15 protein-coding genes, 1 tRNA gene and 1 pseudogene are annotated in these 17,785 nt (G+C 60.6%); 7 read left to right on the top strand and 10 right to left on the bottom strand.

The window, feature by feature from the left end; all coding sequences use genetic code 11:
- Window positions 1–205 precede the first annotated feature (205 nt).
- The 3 genes from sthA to RLCC275e_RS08350 all read left to right on the top strand — a co-directional run bounded on the left by sthA (window position 206) and on the right by RLCC275e_RS08350 (window position 4,412).
- A complete protein-coding gene (gene sthA, locus RLCC275e_RS08360) occupies window positions 206–1,612 on the top strand; it encodes a Si-specific NAD(P)(+) transhydrogenase (RefSeq protein ID WP_003558925.1) in 1,407 nt (468 codons plus the stop codon).
- A 57-nt stretch (window positions 1,613–1,669) separates the two neighbouring features.
- The gene (locus tag RLCC275e_RS08355; RefSeq protein ID WP_171816878.1) at window positions 1,670–2,479 is read left to right on the top strand and encodes an endonuclease/exonuclease/phosphatase family protein; all 810 of its coding nucleotides are present in this window, start codon (window positions 1,670–1,672) and stop codon (window positions 2,477–2,479) included.
- A 160-nt stretch (window positions 2,480–2,639) separates the two neighbouring features.
- Window positions 2,640–4,412 (top strand): B12-binding domain-containing radical SAM protein, encoded by a 1,773-nt coding sequence (locus tag RLCC275e_RS08350; RefSeq protein WP_033179533.1) that lies wholly within the window; start codon window positions 2,640–2,642, stop codon window positions 4,410–4,412.
- Between the two features lie 151 nt (window positions 4,413–4,563).
- On the opposite strand, the pseudogene RLCC275e_RS08345 reads toward RLCC275e_RS08350, so the two are convergent.
- The 5 genes and pseudogenes from RLCC275e_RS08345 to RLCC275e_RS08325 form a co-directional block, all read right to left on the bottom strand.
- Window positions 4,564–4,951: pseudogene (locus RLCC275e_RS08345) on the bottom strand (nuclear transport factor 2 family protein).
- Between the two features lie 178 nt (window positions 4,952–5,129).
- The gene (tig, locus tag RLCC275e_RS08340) at window positions 5,130–6,614 is read right to left on the bottom strand and encodes a trigger factor (RefSeq protein ID WP_130741527.1); all 1,485 of its coding nucleotides are present in this window, start codon (window positions 6,612–6,614) and stop codon (window positions 5,130–5,132) included.
- A gap of 200 nt (window positions 6,615–6,814) precedes the next feature.
- Window positions 6,815–6,899, bottom strand: a tRNA-Leu gene (locus RLCC275e_RS08335).
- Window positions 6,900–7,052: 153 nt separating this feature from the next.
- Window positions 7,053–7,643, bottom strand: coding sequence for a GDYXXLXY domain-containing protein (locus RLCC275e_RS08330; protein WP_033179531.1), 591 nt, complete (start codon window positions 7,641–7,643; stop codon window positions 7,053–7,055).
- The gene (locus RLCC275e_RS08325) at window positions 7,640–8,743 is read right to left on the bottom strand and encodes a DUF2157 domain-containing protein (protein ID WP_033179530.1); all 1,104 of its coding nucleotides are present in this window, start codon (window positions 8,741–8,743) and stop codon (window positions 7,640–7,642) included. The genes RLCC275e_RS08330 and RLCC275e_RS08325 overlap by 4 nt, the downstream gene beginning before the upstream one ends.
- An 871-nt stretch (window positions 8,744–9,614) precedes the next feature.
- On the opposite strand from RLCC275e_RS08325, the gene RLCC275e_RS08320 reads away from it, so the two are divergent.
- The 3 genes from RLCC275e_RS08320 (at window position 9,615) to trmFO (ending at window position 11,726) form a co-directional block, all read left to right on the top strand.
- The gene (locus tag RLCC275e_RS08320; protein WP_003558908.1) at window positions 9,615–9,761 is read left to right on the top strand and encodes a DUF1127 domain-containing protein; all 147 of its coding nucleotides are present in this window, start codon (window positions 9,615–9,617) and stop codon (window positions 9,759–9,761) included.
- Window positions 9,762–10,055: 294 nt separating this feature from the next.
- A complete protein-coding gene (locus RLCC275e_RS34650) occupies window positions 10,056–10,199 on the top strand; it encodes a DUF1127 domain-containing protein (protein WP_003539017.1) in 144 nt (47 codons plus the stop codon).
- Window positions 10,200–10,292: 93 nt separating this feature from the next.
- Complete coding sequence (gene trmFO, locus RLCC275e_RS08310) at window positions 10,293–11,726, top strand: methylenetetrahydrofolate--tRNA-(uracil(54)-C(5))-methyltransferase (FADH(2)-oxidizing) TrmFO (protein ID WP_033179529.1); 1,434 nt, start codon at window positions 10,293–10,295, stop codon at window positions 11,724–11,726.
- A gap of 105 nt (window positions 11,727–11,831) precedes the next feature.
- Here trmFO and RLCC275e_RS08305 read toward each other — a convergent pair whose 3' ends face one another.
- The 5 genes from RLCC275e_RS08305 to yajC form a co-directional block, all read right to left on the bottom strand.
- On the bottom strand, window positions 11,832–12,299 hold the full coding sequence (locus tag RLCC275e_RS08305) for a hypothetical protein (protein ID WP_003558902.1): 468 nt from the start codon (window positions 12,297–12,299) through the stop codon (window positions 11,832–11,834).
- 71 nt (window positions 12,300–12,370) lie between these two features.
- Window positions 12,371–13,228, bottom strand: coding sequence for a phytoene/squalene synthase family protein (locus tag RLCC275e_RS08300; protein WP_033179916.1), 858 nt, complete (start codon window positions 13,226–13,228; stop codon window positions 12,371–12,373).
- A gap of 2 nt (window positions 13,229–13,230) precedes the next feature.
- On the bottom strand, window positions 13,231–13,617 hold the full coding sequence (locus RLCC275e_RS08295) for an Mth938-like domain-containing protein (protein WP_003539009.1): 387 nt from the start codon (window positions 13,615–13,617) through the stop codon (window positions 13,231–13,233).
- A gap of 4 nt (window positions 13,618–13,621) precedes the next feature.
- Entirely contained in the window at window positions 13,622–16,162 is a 2,541-nt protein-coding gene (secDF, locus tag RLCC275e_RS08290; protein WP_033179915.1) for a protein translocase subunit SecDF, read from the bottom strand.
- Between the two features lie 45 nt (window positions 16,163–16,207).
- Window positions 16,208–16,555: a preprotein translocase subunit YajC gene (gene yajC, locus RLCC275e_RS08285; RefSeq protein WP_003558894.1), complete on the bottom strand. Its 348-nt coding sequence runs from the start codon at window positions 16,553–16,555 to the stop codon at window positions 16,208–16,210.
- Between the two features lie 206 nt (window positions 16,556–16,761).
- Between yajC and RLCC275e_RS08280 the strand changes: the two genes are divergently transcribed.
- A complete protein-coding gene (locus tag RLCC275e_RS08280; RefSeq protein WP_033179914.1) occupies window positions 16,762–17,634 on the top strand; it encodes an ATP-binding protein in 873 nt (290 codons plus the stop codon).
- Window positions 17,635–17,785: the final 151 nt, after the last annotated feature.

Below are 17,785 nucleotides of genomic sequence, written 5' to 3'. Positions count from 1 at the left end.
ACCGAGCATGGCAAGCGCCCCTGCCGGTCTTCGTCGGCTACGACCGATGGCGTAAAGCTGTTTCTCGCAGGGCTCACTAGCCCGAAAAAGCACCCGTCAGGACCAATCAGGTGGCCGTAAAACAATCTGTAACATTGACCGGCTAACGATGGACGGGCGACATTTTGCGTCGCAATATGATTCCTTTCCAATCCGGGGCTTGATGATGCTTCAGTACGATCTCGTTGTGGTGGGCAGCGGTCCCGCAGGGCGCCGTGGCGCGATCCAGGCTGCAAAACTCGGCAAGAAAGTGCTTGTCATCGAGCAGGGCAAACGCGTCGGCGGCGTGTCCGTGCATACCGGCACCATCCCTTCCAAAACGCTGCGCGAGACCGCGCTTAATCTTTCCGGCTGGCGCGAACGCGGCTTCTACGGCCGGTCTTACCGCGTCAAGGAAGAGATCAGTGCAGATGACCTGCGCCGCCGCCTGCTGATTACGCTCAACCACGAGGTCGAGGTGCTGGAACACCAGTTCGCCCGCAACCGCGTGCAGCATATTCGCGGCAAGGCGAGCTTCATCGATGCGTCGACGCTGCAGGTGATCAAGGATGACGGCGAGACCACGCAGGTCACCGCCGCCAGCGTGCTGCTCGCCGTCGGCACAAAACCGTTCCGCCCCGATTACATGCCCTTCGACGGCAAGACCGTTCTCGACAGCGACGAACTGCTCGACATCCAGGACCTGCCGCGATCGATGGTGGTCATCGGCGCCGGCGTCATCGGCATCGAATATGCGACGATCTTCAGCGCGCTCGACACCGCCGTCACCGTCATCGACCCGAAGGCGACAATGCTCGACTTCATCGACAAGGAAATCATCGAGGATTTTACCTACCAGCTGCGCGACCGCAACATGAAGCTGCTGCTCGGCCAGAAGGCCGACAAGGTGGAGAGGCTCGAAAACGGCAAGGTCGAGCTGACGCTCGACAGCGGCCGGCGCCTGACGACCGACATGGTGCTTTTCGCCGCCGGCCGCATGGGGGCGACCGATGCGCTGAACCTTCAGGCCATCGGCCTCGAAGCCGATAGCCGCGGCCGTCTCAAGGTCAATCCGGAAACCTTCCAGACATCGGTTGCCAACGTCTATGCCGCCGGCGATGTCGTCGGCTTTCCCAGCCTTGCCTCGACCTCTATGGAACAGGGCCGCATCGCCGCCCGCGTCGCGGTCGGCGCGGTCGCCAAGGAACCGCCGAAATATTTCCCCTACGGCATCTATGCCGTGCCGGAGATCTCGACCTGCGGCCTGACCGAAGAAGAGATGAAGGAGCGCGGCATTCCCTATGAATGCGGCATTGCCCGCTTCCGCGAGACGTCGCGCGGTCATATCATGGGCCTCGACACCGGGCTTCTGAAGCTGATCTTCTCACTGAAGACCCGCCGCCTGCTCGGTGTGCATATCGTCGGCGAAGGCGCCACCGAACTGGTGCATATCGGCCAGGCGGTGCTCAATCTCAAAGGCACGGTCGAATATTTCGTCGAAAACACCTTCAACTATCCGACACTCGCCGAAGCCTACAAGATCGCCGGCCTCGATGCCTGGAACAGGATGGGCGACATCAAGTCAGAACTCTAAAGTCCGTCGCGTCGTCGAGGAAACGGCCGTCTAAGTCCGGCCGCCAAACGGAGCGGAATGACAGTGCGCATCATCTCGCTGAACGCATGGGGCGGCAGGCTTCATGAGGCACTGATTCAATATGTGACGTCGGCCGATCCCGACGTGCTGTGCCTGCAGGAAGTTTTGCGCGCACCCGGCACCGGCACGGGCTGGTCGGTCTACCGGGACGGCGATGTCGAGTTGCCGCAGCGCTTCAATCTCTTTACCGAGATCGGCACCGCCCTGCCCGCTCACGACGGCTTTTTCTGCCCGACCTCGAAAGGCGAGCTTTTCGACGGCGATACTGCCATTGTTGCCGAATTCGGGCTGGCGACTTTCGTGCGCAAGTCGCATTCCGTCATCGCCCAGGGGCTGGACTTCGTGCACGGCAGTTTTTCCGCCGATGGCTGGGGCGAACATCCGCGGCCGCGAAACGCCCATTGCATCCGCCTCTTCAGCTATGAGCACGCTTCTACCGTGACCATCGCCCACTTGCATGGCCTGCGTGATCCCGCAGGCAAGGGCGACACGCCGGCGCGGCACGAGCAGGCTGCAGCGCTGGTCAAGCTCATCGAGGGCGTCTGGCCCGGCGACGAAGGGCTCGTCGTCTGCGGCGATTTCAACGTGCTGCCTGATAGCGCGACCTTTGCGATTCTCACCAGACTTGGGCTTTCCGACCTCGTCACCGGAAGCGGCCTTGTAGACACGCGAACCTCCTATTATCTGAAGCAGGGCCGCTTTGCCGACTACATGCTGGTGACGCCGGGGGTGAAGGTCGCCAAATTCGAGGTGGTCGAGGCGCCCGAAGTCTCCGACCATCGCGCATTGCTGCTCGATATTGGGTAGTATATTGAGGAATGATACACTTCGCGAAGCGTTTGCGCCCCGTGCCGATTTTTTTAGGCCTTAGTTTGACCTCCTAAGTCGCATTGATACGTCGTGCTTGTATATGCCTTCAACGCCATTTTGCCTTCGGGCAAAAGCTTCTAAAGAAAGATAGATACTCTTGTCCCATGTCTTGGAAGTTGCGCGCAGACGTTTTCAGCTGATCCTGATCAAGCCGTCGCATTATGACGATGACGGCTACGTGATCCGCTGGTGGCGGGCGATGATCCCCTCCAATTCGCTTGCGGCGCTCTACGGCATTGCCGCTGAATGTGCCGAGCGCAAGGTGCTCGGCGACGATACGGCGATCGACATCACTGTGATCGACGAGACCAACACCCGGATCGATGTCGCCGGACTGCTGGCGCAGTTCAGGCGTCACGACAATTTCGGCATGATTTCGCTCGTCGGCGTCCAGACCAACCAGTATCCGCGCGCCCTCGATATCGCCCGACCGTTCCGCGATGCCGGCCTGCCGGTTTCGATCGGTGGCTTCCATGTTTCCGGCTGCCTGTCGATGCTGGATGGCAAGGCCGTCGGGCTCGACGCCTGCCGCGACATGGGCATCTCGATGTTTGCCGGCGAGGCCGAGGGCCGGCTCGACATGGTGTTGCGCGATGCCGCCGCCGGCGAGCTGAAGCCGCTCTATAATTTCATGAACGACCTTCCCGGCATCGGCGGCACGCCGGTTCCTTTCCTGCCGAAGGACAATATCCAGCGCACGCTCGGGCTCAGCACCAGCTTCGATGCCGGACGTGGCTGTCCCTATCAGTGCTCGTTCTGCACCATCATCAACGTGCAGGGACGCAAGTCGCGCTTCCGTTCGGCCGACGACGTCGAAAAGCTGGTGCGGATGAACTGGGCGCAGGGCATCCACAAATTCTTCATCACCGACGACAATTTCGCCCGCAACAAGGATTGGGAAGCGATCTTCGACCGGTTGATCGAACTCAAGGAGCGGGACGGCATTCCGCTCGGCCTGATGATCCAGGTCGACACGCTCTGCCACAAGATCCCCAATTTCATCGAGAAATCCAGGCGCGCCGGCGTCACCCGCGTCTTCATCGGCCTCGAAAACGTCAATCCGGACAATCTGACCGCCGCCAAGAAGAACCAGAACAAGATCACCGAATACCGCAAGATGCTGCTCGCCTGGAAGGCACAGGGCATCATGACGCTCGCCGGTTATATCCTGGGCTTTCCCGCCGACACGCCGGAATCAATCCGCCGCGACATCGCGATCATCCAGGAAGAGCTGCCGCTCGACGTCATCGAGTTCTTCATCCTGACACCACTGCCCGGTTCCGAGGACCATCAGGTCCTTTGGAAGAAGGGTATCGAGATGGATGCCGATCTCAACATCTACGATGTCGAGCACGTCTGCACCGCGCATCCGAAGATGAGCAAGCAGGAATGGGAAGACATCTACCACGAGGCCTGGGCGCTCTATTATTCGCCCGATCATATGAAGACGCTGCTGCGCCGCGCCGTGGCAACCGGCGTGCCACTCGCAAGGCTCGTCAAGGTTCTCGTCTCCTTCGCCACTACCGTGCCGCTGGAAAACGTGCACCCGCTGCAAAGCGGCCTGCTGCGCCTGAAGACGCCGTCGGAGCGGCGCCCGGACCTGCCGCGCGAGAATCCGCTGGTCTTCTGGCCGCGCTTTGCCTGGGAAACCTTCCGCAAACATGCTTCGCTCGCCAGCACGATCATTGGCCTGACGATTTCGGCATTCCTGATTTCAAGGGACGCGAAGTCGAAGACCTACATGGATCAGGCCCTGACGCCGGTCGCCGACGACGAAGAAGAAACGCTCCACCTCTTCACACAGACCGCCGGCGGCGCCGCAGCCGTCAGCCATGTCAGGAAAGTCGCGCAACTGACAGCGCATTCTTGAACGGCTGCTGACGCCCTTTTGTTTTACGCAATTCCGGACGGAAAACCGCTTCGCATTCCTGGAATTGCTCTAAACCAATGCATGTCGCTAAAGCGCGTCGCATGAATCAAGTTTGACAACGCGCTTTGAAGGCTCGGACTTTGGTGGCAGTCTAAGCGACTTGGATCATCTTGGTCGTCTCGGCTACTTGCAGCGTGTCGACGAATTCGACGATCTTGATCGGTTTCCCATCCCTGAAGTGGATCTTGTCGACGAATTCCGTATGGAAGCTCACGCCCGATGGGATGTGCCTGACCTCGCCTTCGCGGTGGGCAAAGACCATCTGCCTTCGATAGATCCCATACTGTGATAAGCTGCGTTATCGCTTGCCGAAAATCATGCCCGCCTGATTCAGTCGAAAAGGGCGCCAGCCGTGTATTGCCGATCATGCGAAAGGTGCAACCCTCGCCGATCAGCGCCAAGGTAGCTTCGATATCACCGCGGTCACGCACAGCATAGATTTCCTCCACGAGCTTCTTCATATCATGCTTTGCGGTCATTTTCAGGTCCCTCCCACCATCAGCGAAATCTGCATCCAATTATACTTCAATGCAACTCTTTGTTGTCTAGGATGCATAAACACAATGGAGTAGGCGGCGAGAATGAAACTGCCCCGGATAATAGAAAAAGGCCCCGCACGATGGCGAGGCCTTCCAAACTTCTGAACTAAAAAAGCGATTATTCGGCGCTTTCGTCAGCCGCCTTCTTCTTCGGAGCAGCCTTCTTCTTCGGTGCGGCTTCTTCGCCTTCACCGGCGTCAGCTGCTTCGGCCTTGGCGGCAGCCTTCTTCTTCGGTGCGGCCTTCTTGGTTTCGGCCTTGGCTTCGCCCTCTTCCTCGGCGAGCAGCTCTTCCTTAGTCACCTTCTTGTCGGTGACGTCGATTTCGGTCAGCAGGTGATCGATGACCTTCTCTTCGAAGATCGGTGCGCGGATCGAAGCAGCGGCACCCGGCTGGCTGCGGAAGAATTCGAGGATCTGCTTTTCCTGGCCCGGATACTGGCGCAGCTGATCGTAGATGGCGCGCTGCATCTCGTCTTCGCTGACCTCGACGCCGGCCTTTTCACCGATTTCGGAGAGAACGAGGCCGAGGCGAACGCGACGCTCGGCGAGCGTCTTGTATTCCTCGCGAGCCTTCTCTTCGGTCGTGTCTTCGTCCTCGAAGGTCTTGCCGGACTGGGCGAGGTCGTTGTTCACCTGGCTCCAGATGCCGTTATATTCGGCGTCGACGAGCGAGTTCGGGGTCTCGAACTTGTACATCTCGTCCAGCTGGTCGAGGATCTGACGCTTCAGCTTCTGACGGGTCAGCGAGCCGTACTGCGATTCGATCTGGCCACGGACGATTTCCTTCAGGCGGTCGGCGGATTCGATGCCGAGCTTGGAGGCAAGTTCGTCGTTGATCTCGACATCGGCAGGTGCGGCGACTTCCTTGACTGACACGTCGAAGGTTGCTTCCTTGCCGGCGAGATTCTTGGCCGGATAGTCGGCCGGGAAGGTCACGGTGATGGTCTTCTCGGCGCCGGCCTTGAGGCCGACGAGCTGGTCTTCGAAGCCCGGAATGAAGCGGCCGGAGCCGAGCACCAGTTCGGCGCCCTGGTCGGTGCCGCCTTCGAAGGCTTCGCCGTCGACCTTGCCGACGTAATCCATGGTGATGCGGTCGCCGTTTGCGGCCTTACCGGTCTTGGTCTCGTAAGCGCGGGCGCTTTCGGCGACCTTCAGGACCTGCTCGTTGACTTCGTCGTCCGAGATGTCGATGACTTCGCGCGTGACCTTGATGCCCTTGACCGACTTCAGTTCGATCGGCGGCAGCACTTCATAGGAGAGCGTGAATTCGAAATCCTGCTCGGCAGCGAGGATCTTGTCGGCTTCGTCCTTGTCCTCAGTCATGGCGATTTCCGGCTGCGTGGCCGACTTCTCGCCGCGGCTGGACAGGATGGCGGCCGGCTGCTCGCGGACGATTTCGTTGACGAGGTCGGCCATGATCGACTTGCCGTAGACCTTCTTCAGGTGAGCGGCGGGGACCTTGCCCGGACGGAAACCGTTGATGCGAACCTTGTCCTTCACATCGGCAAGACGCTCATTCATCTTGTCTTGCATGTCCTTGGCCGGGATAACGACCTTGATTTCGCGCTTCAGCCCTTCAGCGAGCGTTTCGATAACCTGCATGTCTTCCTACCTTCATTTCGTGGCGGCCGTGCCCAGACGCCGTTCGTTTCGATGAGCACGACGCCGGCGATCCTGCCGCGCGTGGCTTTTCCCAATTCCATATCATTCCGCCCAAAGCGGAATGGCACTCGCGGCCTATTCGGGACAACTCTCAATTGTTCTGGAACAACCGATTCTTAGTCTCCCGCCTGCAAACAGCTTGGTGCGGGTAGAGAGACTTGAACTCCCACGCCTTGCGGCACCAGAACCTAAATCTGGCGTGTCTACCAATTTCACCATACCCGCGTTCACAAAACCGCATACCTATGCCTGCGCATGAGGCCTTCCGGAGCGCGGCGTCTCTATATCACCCGATTTGGTCGAGGCAAAGGAAAAATGAACGGCAAATGACAGGGGATTTGCAGCCCCGGAACGGCCCTGCCCCGAAGTGTGACGCGATCAGTAAAGCGGCTCGTCGTAAACCGGCTTGCCGTCAACGAGAAGGCTGCGGATCTGTGCGCTTCCATCAGGCGAGACACGCACTGCGATGGCGACGTTGCCGTCATTGCGGGCCTCCTCGATCGGCTTGCCCTCGCCTTCTGGAACGTAGTAGCGCTCGATGCCGTATTCGACACGCATGCTGTCGCCGGCGGCAAGGCCGCCACTATAAAATGGCTGGCTGCGCAGGATCACGGTCTCCGGCTGCGTAGGCAGCTCGTGAAAGGACGATTCGGTCACCGTCCAGAAACCATCCTCCTGCTTCTTCAACCGGACCCATAGCACCCGTTCGCCGGCCTCGGCCGGAATGCCGCCGGAAACCGTCTGCACCGGCACCGAGGAAATGTCGTAGTTCAAGACGACATAATCGCCGCGCAGGAAATCGCGCGGATCGACGGGCGCCGTCTTCAGCAGCACCTCGGCGCCGTCGCTGAGGATCGACGCCCGGCTCTGGATGATCGTGCCGAGGATAAGGGTCTGCAGACCGGCGACGATGATGGCCGAAAGCAGATAGCCCTTGCCGGATTGCAGCCTTGCCATGAACGAGCTCATGCGCGCTCCCCCTGTGCATTCGCCGAAAAACGCCGTTCGAGACGGATGACCATCCAGGCGACAAGCGCCACCACGAGACCGGAGAAGAGGAAGAGGCTCGATGTGCCGAGGATTGAGCCGACGGTGACGGAGGCGAGATAAAGCATCTCGGCGGCAAAGGTCGTATAGGCGAGGTATCGCACCGCGCCGTTATCCCTGCCATGCAGGGCGATCGCCAGCACGGAAGCGGCAAGCGTCGCCACTCCGAGCACCACCAGCCGCCAGCCATCCTCGATCTCGATATGCAGCAGCAGGAAGCCGATTACGGCGACCAGGAAGCTGTAGAAGGCCGGCGCCGCACCCGCGCTCCTGACCAGGGAGGCGATACGCGGGAGCGGCAACGCCGTCAGGACGAAGGCCACCATGCCGCCGATCGCAAAGGCAAGCGCCACGGCGATCTCCTCATAAAGAGTATAGAGCCAGGCGAGCCAGCCGATCAGCAGCAGATAGGCCAGATGGCGGGCCCGCTCGGCGCCGGTATACCGCACCAGCCCGATGACGATCACCGCCATGACAGGCGCCATCCAGGGATCGAACCCTATCCAATGTGTGTCGTTATTCTCAAGATAGACGGCAAACGACGCCCAGGAGAGGAATCCGGCGACGACGGCAACGGCGCCCGAACGGAACAGGATCGCCGAGATCGTCGCAATCGCGAACCACAGATACATCACCGTCTGCTCGTCGCCGGAGAGGTGATACATCTGTCCAACCAGCGAGATGGCGCCGCCGAAACTCATCGCGCCGATGACCAGCAACCCGCCTGCGGCCGCTGTCGCACCGCGGGCAAGCATCCTGGCGGCGGCGATATGCACCACCCAGATCAGGGCAAGGATGCCGCCCACGCGGACAAGGCGTGGAATGGCCTCCCAGTTGGAGGCGACGACTAGCAGTATGGCAGATGCCAGCAGCACCGCCGCCAGCGCCATCAGCACCCTGCCGAGGCTGAAGCTTGCCGGGCGGCTGTCATATTCGGCGAGAAGCGCACCTGCCGTTTCCTGCCCGAGCAGACCTTTACCCACCCAGAGTGAGAGATCCCGCTCCAATCTGCCGCGATACATGCTCAACCCCTTGATTTCCGCAACGTCGACTGCGGCGCTGCGGCTCACGCCGTTATAGACGCAGCACGGGTGTTCGCAAACGCTGTTGCGACAAATATACAAGTTCCTCATTGGTCTAAATAGTATCGAGTGTTAACCGGCCGCTAACGTCATAAGCGCTAATGTAAGCCTATGGACGGAGAGGCATGCAACCTTTGCATATCCCCCATGAATTTATTGCACTGCACAATACTCATTAGTCATACTATTGATTAGGACATCGAAGCGCGGGGATGGCGCCCCGGCCCGGCTCCAGTCGGATGCCCGCGGATGCTTTGTCCGTGACGAGATTCGCAGCCGCGCACTCCTCCTCCCAGCGCGCTGCGATAGACTGGCAACACTCCTCCTCCCAGTTGTCAGTCACCATAACACGCCCGCCGGATCCTCCCCCGGCGGGCGTTTTTGCTTAGCCAAAGCTGTATTAAAGCATTGGCGGTTTGAGGGTTTCCGTCGGATCGCGCCGTCTTGCCACATTGTCGTCACGCCGCCCCACCAACCCTGCGAAGGGATAGGCGACTTCCCATCCGAAGCGGAACACCTCCTTGTAGCGGAAGGACGGGCGGAAGTAGCGGAGGGAGCAGCGCTTTCCGCTGTGGCACCCATTCGCCCCTCCAATTCGAACTGCTTTCCTAAAAGTCATTCTGCCTATTCGTTGACCAAAAAGCGGTAAGTCTGCGTCAAATGCCCTCTGAGCAATGCACTCTTTGCATGGGTGATCTGAAAACTTGGCTGTTTTAGTCTTTCGCGCCGCAACATATATTCTGGTCATCAAATAGAGGTCAGCGCCGATCGGTGGCTGCTGGCAGATGAAACCCTCGGAAAGGGGCTTAACATGAACTTCTCTCGCTCTTTCAATAACTGGCGCAAGTATCGTCAGACCGTCACGGAACTCGGCCGCATGACCAACCGCGAATTGCACGATCTCGGCATCGACCGTTCGGACATCCATCGCGTTGCCCGTGAGGCTTCTGCCCGCTAATTCAAGGTGATCGCTGCTACTCCCAAGCACGATTGCTCTCGATCGAAACGCCCGCTGTCCCCACAGCGGGCGTTTTCTTTTGGCTGCACGTGGTGGCCGCGGCGGTTGCATGTTTTTCCGCTTGAATAGCTCGCTCAAAAAATATTCACCGCCTAATTGTCGAGCATCATAGTGCACAATTGCATGGCAGACGCCTTTTATTTGCACTGCACAATCGGACGGATCGCGCCTATATAAACATCAACCGCAGAGAGACAGGCGATCCCGCCGTCCCGCGGACATAGGAAGAAGACAATGAACCCGATCCGCATTGCAAGAAGCTGGCTCAGCTACCGTCGTACGCTCAACGAACTCGGCGGCCTTTCGAACCAGACCCTGTCCGATATCGGCGTTAGCCGCTACGACATCCGGAATATCGCATCCCGCTCGTTCCGCTAATAGCGGGCGCGATGCTTCCAAGACGGCGCCTCAGGGCGCCGTTTTTGATTCCGGGGTGTTGGATCGCACCGGCCGACATGATATCAGCCCGGAATGAACACGATCTCTTCCTATTCCCCTATCCACGTCGTCGGCGGCGGGCTTGCCGGTTCGGAAGCCGCCTGGCAGATCGCCAGTTCCGGCGTCCCGGTCATCCTGCATGAAATGCGCGGGGTGCGCGGCACAGATGCGCACAAGACCGACGGCCTTGCCGAACTCGTCTGCTCCAACTCCTTCCGGTCCGACGATGCGACCAGCAATGCCGTCGGCGTCATTCATGCCGAGATGCGCATGGCGGGCTCGCTGATCATGGCCGCCGCCGATCGGTGCCAGGTACCGGCCGGCGGTGCGCTCGCCGTCGATCGCGACGGCTTCTCCGAGGCTGTGACCAAGGCGGTCCATGACCACCCACTCATCACCGTCGTGCGTGAAGAGATCACCGGCCTGCCACCACGTGACTGGGACCTTGCCATCGTTGCCACCGGACCGCTGACGGCGCCGTCGCTCGCGAGCGCCATCCAGACGGAAACCGGCGAGGATTCGCTTGCCTTCTTCGACGCCATCGCGCCGATCGTCTACCGCGAGAGCATCGACATGGATATCTGCTGGTATCAGTCGCGCTACGACAAGGTCGGCCCCGGCGGCACCGGCAAGGATTACATCAACTGCCCGATGGACGAGGCGCAGTACAACGCCTTCGTCGACGCGCTGATATCGGGCGACACGGTCGGTTTCAAGGAATGGGAAGGCACGCCTTATTTCGACGGCTGCCTGCCGATCGAGGTGATGGCCGAACGCGGCCGCGAGACACTGCGCCACGGGCCGATGAAGCCGATGGGGCTGACGAACGCGCATAACCCGACAGTCAAGGCCTATGCCGTCGTGCAACTACGGCAGGACAATGCGCTCGGCACGCTCTACAATATGGTCGGCTTCCAGACGAAGCTGAAATATGGCGCGCAGGCGGACATCTTCCGGATGATCCCGGGTCTGGAAAATGCGGAATTTGCCCGTCTCGGCGGCCTGCACCGCAACACCTATATCAACTCGCCCACTCTGCTCGACCCGTCGCTGACGCTGAAATCGCGCGCCGGCCTGCGTTTCGCCGGCCAGATCACCGGCTGTGAGGGTTATGTGGAAAGCGCCAGCGTCGGTCTACTGGCCGGGCGTTTCGCTGCCGCGGAACGCAAGGGCGAGGCGATTTCGCTGCCGCCGGCAACGACGGCGCTGGGCTCCCTGCTCGGTCATATCACCGGTGGGCACCTCGTCACCGACGAGGAGCCGGGCAAACGATCGTTCCAGCCGATGAACATCAATTTCGGGTTGTTTCCGGAGCTCCAGCCGGGTTCGATCGTCAAGCCTGAAGGCGTCAAGCGCTTCCGGGGCAAGGACAAGACGATCATGAAGCGGCAGTTGATCGCACGCCGCGCCCTTGCCGATTGCGCCGCCTGGCTCGGTCAAGAATCAACGCTTGCCGAAAGCGCCTGACCGGCGTTTTCAAGCGCGTTGCATCGGATCCGGCTCCTGCGACCCGCTTGAAGTCTTTGCTTTTATGCATGCCGTCCTCCGAAAACCGCTGCCGGGCGACATGCATTACTGCTTGTTCGCCGCCGAAATATTGCCGGGCGGCAGGTCTTTATCCGGCTCGGCGATATAATTGCCGAGCAGCCACAGCGAAACTTCCGAGGCTTCCTTGGCAGAAGCGAATTCGAAATCGCCGTTGTGATAGGGTGCATCGAGAAAGTCGATCACCAGGCCCCTGCCCGTTTCCGAGCCGACGACGCGCACCCGGCCCGGCTCGATGAGATGGCAGGCGAAATGGCGCGACATGTTGCGCATGAAGCCCGCCTTGTTGTCATGCAGGCGCACGAAGACGGCCTGGCCGTTTTCCGTCGTCTGCAGCTGACGGATCGCCTCGTTCGGAAAGGCGCGGCCGAACTCGATGATGGCGAGGCCCGTGTCATGCAGGCCGTCTTCCTTGTTCTGCGCGGCCATGCGCGTTGCCACGAAAGCAATGAAAATGACGATGGCGAAAAGGACGCACCAGACGATAATGCCCACGCCGAGTCTCCGTTCAAAGGGTAGCGGTGGAAGCCTTGTAACGCGCGAGACTTGCGCGAGTTTGACCGATATCAGATTTTCCGGCGTGCGGCAGCCAGCCCCATCCGCAGTTGGCGGCGCCATTGCGGCGGCTGCAGCGGCCGGTCAAACAGCAAGGCGCCCCGTTTCTGCGCCCTGATGAGCACCGGCTCGGCAAGTGTCGCCGGCAGGAAGGCTGGAAAAACAGTCGGCGCAATCGACCCCGCCGCCCTCGTCTTTGCCAGATGTTCGCGACCGAGGCCGGCAAAAGCCTCGATGGCGGCGGCGATGCGCGGCCTGTCTTTTCCGGCGAGGAAGGCATCGCGGTCGAGACCGGTGGCGGACAGGATCTGCAGCGGAATATAGATCTGGCCGCGGCGGCGATGCAGCGGCATCAGCAGCAACAGCCCGGCGACCGCCTGGGCAACGCCGGCATGGCCGGCGGCGTCGGCCGAGCGTGCGGCCTCCTCCGGCGACAGCACCAGGCTTGCGAGCTGGATCAGGGCCGATGCCGTTTCGCCGGCATAGCCTTCAAGCGAAAGACGTGTCTCCATCGGATCGTCATAGAGATCGAAGGTGCGGGCCTCGATCATGTCGATCAGCGTCTTGCGCGGCAGGCGGTGCGTTTCGATCGCGATCAGAAGCGCTGCGGCGACGGGATTGGCTGCCGTCGAGCCGTGTGCGCTGCCTTCCAACAGGTCGTGCCAATATTGCAGCCGTACCTCGCCAGGCAACGGCTCGTGCACGAGATCTCGGATGCGGGCGAGCTCGGCATTGAAGGCATAAAGAGCTGCAAGCGCGCCGCGCTTTTCCTCCGGCGACAGCAGACAGGCGAGATAGCGGTCGCGATCGCTGTCACGCAGCATCGCCAGGCAGATCTCCTGGTTCGTCGCAATATGCGCTTCAGTCATCGTCAGACCGCAATCAACGCCGCGGCGACGGCACGTTGCTCGGCGAGCATGATATTGAAGGTGCGCACAGCAGCACCCGTACTCATCGGATCGGAGGAGATGCCGCGCGACTTCAGCGCCAGCCTCAATTCCTCGGGCAGGCGGCGAAGTTCGGTTCCGGTACCGACGAGCAGAACCTCGATATCGGCTGCCTCATCCAGCACCCGGCGAAAATTTTCAGGCGACAGCGGTTTCGACATATCCATGTCCCAGCCATGAATGCCGGAGGGCAGGCAAAGGATCGAGCCGCGATGCGACATGTCGGCAAAGCGAAAGCCACCATTGCCGTAAGCATCGATCGGAGCGCGCCCGGGGAAATGCGCGGCGCGGATTTCTATGCCTTTTGCCATGTTTTCAAACCACCGTGCCGGATTTTACACCAGCATCCGTCTTGTTGCTCTCTTCCCCGTCGGGAGCCTTCGGCCGCAGCCGGAAGACGATCAAGACAGGAGCCGCGATATAGATCGAAGAGAAGGTGCCGAGAGCGACGCCGAAGAGCATCGCAAAGGTGAAGGAGCGGATGACTTCGCCGCCGAAGAGAAAGAGCGCCAGCAAGGCGATCAGCGTCGTCGCCGCGGTCAGAACGGTGCGCGAAAGCGTCTGATTGATCGAGGCATCGATCAGGATCGGCAGCGGCATCTTCTTGTATCGTTTGAGATTTTCGCGCATTCGGTCGTAGACCACGACCGTGTCGTTCAGGGAATAACCGACGACGGTCAGTACGGCGGCGATGCTCGTCAGGTTGAACTCGATGCCGCTGAGGACGAAGAGACCGAGCATGATGATGACGTCGTGCAGCGTTGCGACGATGGCGCCGACCGCGAATTGCCATTCGAAGCGGACCCAGATGTAGATCAGGATCGCTGCAAGGGCTGCAAGCACGCCGAGCGTCGCCATCATCGTCAATTCGCCCGAGATGGCGGGGCCGACGACCTCGACGCGGCGAAAATCATAATCTTCCTGGAGCTCGCCGCGCACCAGCGTCGCCGCCGACTGCTCGGCATTCTCGCCGCCGCCTTGGGAAGCGATGCGGATCCGCGCATTCGCCGGCCCGCCCGTGCGCTCGACACTGACATCGCCGAGATTGAGATCATTGAGGCGCGAGTGGATATCGGCGATCTCGGCATTGCCCTGCTTTGCCGTCACTTCGATGAGCGAGCCGCCGGTGAAATCGATGCCGAGGTGCAGGCCGACGGTGGCAAAGGCGGCCATGGCGATCAGCGAAATGACCGCCGACGCCGTAAAGACATAACGGCGGATCCCCATGAAGCGGATATTGGCGTGCTCGAAAAGATGCGTCAGTACGCTCTTCGGCAGATGCCGGGGATGGCGCGCGCTCAGCCAGACGGCAACGATCGAGCGCGTCAACGTGAAAGCCGTGAAGACGGTCGTCAGGATGCCGACCGCAAGCGTCACCGCGAAACCGCGGATGGATTCGCTGCCGAGGAAGAAAAGGATGATGGCCGCAATGAAAATCGTCACGTTGGCGTCGACGATCGTTGCGAATGCGCGCGAGAAACCGCGGCCGACGGCCTCCGCAAAGGAATGGGTGGTCTTCTCCTCTTCGCGGATTCGCTCGTAGATCAAAACGTTCGAGTCGACGGCCATGCCGACAATCAGCACCATGCCGGCAATCCCGGGCAAGGTGAGCGTCGCGCCGGCAAGGCTGAGCACCGCGACGATGAGGATCAGGTTGAGGAAGAGCGAGGCGACGGCGATGATGCCGAGGATGCGATAGAGCGCGGTCATCAGCGCCGCGACCAATACGACGGCGACGAGGCCGGCAACGATGCCGTTGAAGATGGAATCGGCGCCGAATCTCGGGCTGACGCTGCGTTCCTCGACGCTGGTCAGCGTCGCCGGCAAGGCGCCGGCGCGCAGCATGATCGCAAGGTCGCGGACGCCCTCCTCGGAGAAGTTTGCGGAAATCCGGCCCTCGCCGCCGGTGATCGCCGCATCGATGACCGGTGACGACATCACCTGGTCGTCGAAGACGATGGCAAGATGCTTGCCGATATTCTGCCCCGTCGCCTGCGCCAGCCGCTGCGTGCCTTCCGCATCGAGACGATAGGCAATCGAGGTATCCTGCGTCTGTTGATCGACGACAGGCTCGGTATCGACCATGTTGCTGCCGGTGATGAAAGCCGTGCGGTCGACGAGGTACGGTACCGGCGGATCATCAAGCGAATAGAGCACCTGCGATGTCGCGGGCCAGCGGCCGTTCAGCGCCTCCTGCCCCGACATGCTTTCGTCGATCAGATGAAAGGAAAGCTTGGCCGGCTGGTTGAGGAGGTTCTTCAGCCGCTCCGCATCGACCGATCCCAGCACCTGCAGGACGATCCGGTCGGCGCCATCGGGCCGAACGAGGAAATTGTCATAGCCGAATCCGGCGATGCGGCGGCCAACGATATCGAGTGAGCGGGTCCGGGCGGAAGCAACGTCAGCAGTAATACCGGCGTCGGAAATCTGCAGTGAAAGCTGCCCCTCTTCGCCCTGCTGCAGCGTGACCTCAGATCCGGAATGTCCGTCGGCCGTCGTCAAAGGCTTCAGGAGATCGACCGCCGCCTGTGTCTGGGCCGGATCGGTGATGCGGACGGTGACGGTCTGGTCATTGCCGGTCAGCCCGGTATAGCGGATGCTGGCGCCGCGCAGCGCATTGCGCACATTGGCGACCAGCTCTTCCAGGCGGTCCTTGACGATATCGGAACGCTCGACCTTCAGAACGATATGCGAGCCGCCCTGCAGGTCGAGACCAAGCACTACGCGGTCGTGCCGCAACCAGTCCGGCAGGGAGGATCGCTGCGCCTCAGTCAGAAGATTGGGCGCAGCGATGACGATGGCCGCAAACGCGGCCAGCCAAATCAGAAGTGTTTTCCAGCGGGAAAAATGCAACATTCTCTCGACGATCTTCCGATCCGGCGGTCCTGCCGTTATCGCTTGTTACGCCGCGTCGGCCTTGACCGGTTCACCCTTGACGCGAATTTCGGAGATGCCGCTACGGACGATGCGCACGCGCACGCCGTCAGCAATCTCGACTTCGACTTCCTTTTCGTCGACGACCTTGGTGACCTTGCCAACGAGACCGCCGCCGGTGACGACCTGGTCGCCGCGACGGATCGCCTTCAGGGTCTCCTCACGTTTTTTTGCCTGCGCGCGCTGCGGACGGATCAGCAGGAAGTACCAGACGACCATCAGCGGCACGAACAGGATGATCATTTCGAAACCGGAGCCGCCGAATCCCGTTGCGGTATCGGTCGCGCTCTGGGCGAATGCCGGGGTGATGAACATGCTAAACTCCTCAGGCTTGGGCGGCGGAACTCCGCCTCTCTTTTCAGGTTGCCGGACTATAGTTACGGCTTCGATGAATGCAACAGAAACAGCCGGAAACAGTACCGATTCCGCTGCCTCATAACCTTTCCGCATTCAAAACGCCATGCTACCCGACATCGAAAGATCAAAGCGGATTGCCGCAGCGAGAAATCAGGAGGCCGTCGATGACCGAGGAAATCAACACAGCCCTGCTTGCCGAACTGAGACGGCTCTCCGACGCCGTCGAGCGTCTTGCCGGACCGGCACCCGCCGTCAACGACTGGGATGCCGCCGACTGTTTCGTCTGGGCGCCATTGCGCCAGCATCTGCAGCCGGTCAAGAGGCCGAACCGGGTGGCTTTGAAGCTCATCCGCGGTGTCGATCACGTACGCGACATCCTGCATGAGAATACGGTGCGTTTCGCCGAGGGCTATGCCGCCAACAATGTGCTGCTCTGGGGCGCGCGCGGCATGGGCAAATCCTCGCTGGTCAAGGCCGTGCACGAGGATGTCAGGCGCGAAAGCAGCGTCTCGCTGAAACTGGTCGAAGTCCATCGTGAGGATATATCCAGCCTTCCCTATCTGCTCGACCTCCTGAAGGACACGCCCTACCGCGTGATCGTCTTCTGCGACGATCTCTCCTTCGATCACGACGACACCGCCTACAAGTCGCTGAAAGCGGCACTCGACGGCGGCGTCGAAGGGCGGCCGGACAATGTGCTCTTCTACGCCACCTCCAACCGGCGCCATCTGCTGCCGCGCCACATGATGGAAAATGAGCAATCGACCGCGATCAATCCGTCGGAGGCGGTCGAGGAAAAGGTTTCGCTTTCCGACCGCTTCGGCCTCTGGCTCGGCTTCCACAAATGCAGCCAGGAGGATTATCTCGGCATGATCGACGGCTATGCCGATCACTTCAAGCTCGGGCTCGAACGCGACAAGATGCATGCCGAGGCGCTGGAATGGGCAACGACGCGCGGCGCGCGCTCCGGCCGCGTCGCCTGGCAGTATATTCAGGACCTGGCTGGGCGCATGCGGGTTCACATCGACCGGGCCTGAAGCGCGTCGCATCAATCCGAATTCTTGCGACGCGCCTTCGGTCTTTGTTCTTATGCATGTCGTCCTCCCAAAACCGCTGCGATTTTTTTTGCGACATGCATCAAATGACAAAAGCCCGGCTGATGGCCGGGCTTTTGCGTTTCCTGGTACG

Source organism: Rhizobium brockwellii, from assembly GCF_000769405.2.
GTDB lineage: Bacteria > Pseudomonadota > Alphaproteobacteria > Rhizobiales > Rhizobiaceae > Rhizobium > Rhizobium brockwellii.
This window is presented reverse-complemented; position numbering and strand designations above follow the sequence as displayed.